Origin of the sequence: Haliea salexigens DSM 19537 (assembly GCF_000423125.1) — a bacterium.
Classification (GTDB): domain Bacteria; phylum Pseudomonadota; class Gammaproteobacteria; order Pseudomonadales; family Halieaceae; genus Haliea; species Haliea salexigens.
The window spans coordinates 1-3,012 of sequence record NZ_AUHJ01000055.1 but is presented as its reverse complement, the minus strand read 5'-3'; the positions used below and the strand labels follow the sequence as shown (position 1 = coordinate 3,012).

3 protein-coding genes are annotated in these 3,012 nt (G+C 52.3%); all 3 read left to right on the top strand.

Features of this window, described 5'->3' with window-relative positions; translation table 11 throughout:
* The first annotated feature begins 395 nt into the window (after positions 1-395).
* Positions 396-1,235 (top strand): CPBP family intramembrane glutamic endopeptidase, encoded by an 840-nt coding sequence (locus G533_RS0119130; RefSeq protein WP_027951290.1) that lies wholly within the window; start codon positions 396-398, stop codon positions 1,233-1,235.
* A 217-nt stretch (positions 1,236-1,452) separates the two neighbouring features.
* Positions 1,453-2,451: a methyltransferase gene (locus tag G533_RS0119125; RefSeq protein ID WP_027951289.1), complete on the top strand. Its 999-nt coding sequence runs from the start codon at positions 1,453-1,455 to the stop codon at positions 2,449-2,451.
* Between the two features lie 93 nt (positions 2,452-2,544).
* On the top strand, positions 2,545-2,985 hold the full coding sequence (locus tag G533_RS0119120) for a hypothetical protein (protein ID WP_027951288.1): 441 nt from the start codon (positions 2,545-2,547) through the stop codon (positions 2,983-2,985).
* The last annotated feature ends 27 nt before the right edge of the window (positions 2,986-3,012 follow it).

The following is a 3,012-nucleotide window of genomic DNA, read 5'->3' as shown; positions in this document are numbered from 1 at the left end:
AAACCGTTCAAATGGACCAAGGATGCGAAGGGTATCCTCGCAGCCGTTGATAGAGCAAAGAATGCGTTACCTAATTAATCAAGCGTCCCACTAGGCGGTGTTTTGCTCATGTTACCGAGCATCCTTGGTAACGATAGAACCGAGCTGATTCCCATAGGAATAGTGTTTATGGTTATCGGTATTGCATCAAAAAAGAAGAATGCAGAATCGAGTGACTCCAAGATCCAGTGATAAACATTTAGGCGCGCGGGATCTATATTAACGAAACATAACAAGGCCATGCACATTCGTGCAATGCAAAAAACGCATTGCGCTGGACGGCCTGCACTACGTTCCGGCCGCCTGTGTTGGCAGCGTTATGCTTCAACATCCAACAGCAGCGTGGGGCCAAACCATTGAATAGTTCCTGGCGAATTACTAGCACCTTTATCCTGTTTGTGGTCTGCCTGTATCCGTTGGGCGTGTGGCTACTGCTGAGGTTTCAGAGCGCAAGTCCATTGATGCTTACCGTTGGGTTGGCAGCTGTTGGAGCCTGTCTCGTTTGCGGTCGTCAACTCAGCTCCCTTGGTTGGGGTTGGGGCGATTGGAAGTATCAGTATCAAAGCTACCTGATTCCTCTTGCTTATGCGGCGATTGCCTATGTTGGCATTTGGGGCTTTTCGCTCGGTAGTTGGTATGACAGCGGCGCTGTCGAGCAGATACGAAGTGGCTACATGCTGGATTCCTGGTCAGATGAATCCATCATTGCATTGCGGTTTGTTCTTACCGCGACTGTGAGCTTCGTACTACTTTTGCCAGGTGTCCTCGGTGAAGAGGTGGGTTGGCGCGGGCTCTTGGTGCCTGCGCTATCCAAGAATCTCAGCTTCTCTCAAGTGGCAATTCTTAGCGGTATACTCTGGTCAATGTTTCATTGGCCACTCATGCTTTTGGGGTTCTATGGTAATTCCGGAACCCCACTGCTGTTCCAGCTCGTAATATTTACGGTCTGCCTTACATCAATGTCCGTTGTAATGGCGTACTTTCGCTACAAAACAAACAGTCTGTGGCCGGCAGTAACGTTTCACATGAGCCACAACGTATTTCTTCAGAAGTTCTTTACACCCTTGACGGAGGCGAATGAATCCACGGAGTGGTTTGCAGATGAATTCGGCGTGGCCGTACCAATAGTGGCAACCGTTTTTGGTCTTTATTATTGGCGCAAGGGTGTTCGGGAGTTCGGTCGTGTTGAAACCTAAAAAATCGTTGCAGCGGACGTTTGAGCTTCATCCGCTAGAACGGACACCTCAATTCAACGAGGAGTCTGTTAATACAAAGGTGCACACAGCCAAGAAGGTCGTGGCGGTATCGCAATGAGTTCAAGGTTAAGGCGGTAGAGTTGGGGCCGAAATGTCCGCTTTCGACCCGGCAACGCCTGCCACGGATTCTTGAAGACCAACAATAGAGGTATCCACAATGAGCGCAGCAACTCCTGAGGAGCAGATTCTAGGTATTGTCAACAACCATTGGCAGAGTTGCTGCGTCGGTGCCGCCGCGCAGCTTGAGCTCGCCGATATGCTGGCTGATGGTCCCCTGCACGCTGACATTCTTGCGGAGCGTACAAAGACGCACGCACCGAGCCTGTATCGGATGCTGCGGGCTCTGGAGAGCACCGGGATTTTCACGCAGACAGCGCCCGGAGTATTTGGCAACACGCCCGCGAGCGATTGCCTCCGACGAAATTTACCAGGCTCTAATTGGGCTTGGATTCGCTTTACACTCTGCTCGGGCGCTCCGGTATTCGAGGGGTGGCGAGGATTGATGCTGTCACTAAAGAATGGGCGTCCCGGCTTTGATCAAGTGACGGGCGAGAACGCGTGGCAGCACATGCAATCGAACCCAGAGACGTACTCTATCTTCAATGAAGCGATGCGCGACCTGAGCACCTCGATCAGTCCGGCCGTGGCTGTGGCTCTTGATTGGAGCCAATACCCTATGATCGCCGATATCGGAGGCGGAATCGGCTCCCAATTGGTGAGCATCCTCGAAGCGCACCCCTCCTGCCGAGGCATTCTTTTCGATCAACCGAATGTCGTTGCGGAGGCACCGGAGCACGGCCAAATCGAGCGCGTCGGTGGAGACTTCTTCAAGGATGTTCCCGTCCGAGCTGATGCCTATGTGATGCGCTGGCTCCTTCACGACTGGTCTGACGAGGAGTCCGTTGCTATTCTGACCAACATAAAAAAGGTCGCAAGTCCAAGTGCACGCCTTATGTTGGTGGAGTCCGTAATCCCGGAAACCCCCGATTTCGACATGGGCAAGTGGATGGACCTGAATATGATGATGATGGCTACCGGGAAAGAGCGTACTGCCGCCGAGTTTCGTGATTTGCTCGATCGGGCTGGCTTTGCCCTTGAGCAGATCGTCCCGACGCCTTCGCCGCTCAGCATCGTAGTGGCGAAGCCGAAGGCTTGATGGTGCGTCGCGCGCTCGCAGAGCGGCAGCAGAACAGTCAACTTCAATTGCTCTCTTCAGCAACGCTCCGCGATAACAATATAATATATCTAAATGATTCGGCGCACCTTCAACATTCTGACCGTAGCATTCGCAATCTTTTTCGGGGTCTTGGTTATATTGGCGGTCCCGTCGTTCTTCGATCCAGCGTTCGAGGTGGTGAATACAACGACGCAGCCAGTTTTCGTTGTCGCAGAATGGCGAAATGAAGAGAAGGAGCTTGGCAACATTGCCCCAATGTCTTCCTACGAATTCAGCGTAAACGACGAAGCCGCGATGAAGTTCCGTGCCCGCTATCCTCGGGGTGCGGAAACCGAATCCGAACCGATCTACTTTACGAGTGGAGTACAGGTGATAGCTACGATTACGAGTGATGCAATCAAAGTAAGGTACGACCATGAATCGGCAACCTACGACATGTTTGATGCCCCCTCTGTCAGGATAGATGTCGTGTCCATTTTTCACTCTAAATCTCAAGGAGGGGGCGGTCAGTGAGACCAGCGTGGGACAATATAGCGAGGA

Excerpts from the sequence above, each read along its gene's own strand:
- G533_RS0119125 (WP_027951289.1), top strand. The coding sequence starts at position 1,453 with ATGAGCGCAGCAACTCCTGAGGAGCAGATTCTAGGTATTGTCAACAAC.
- G533_RS0119120 (WP_027951288.1), top strand. The coding sequence starts at position 2,545 with ATGATTCGGCGCACCTTCAACATTCTGACCGTAGCATTCGCAATCTTT.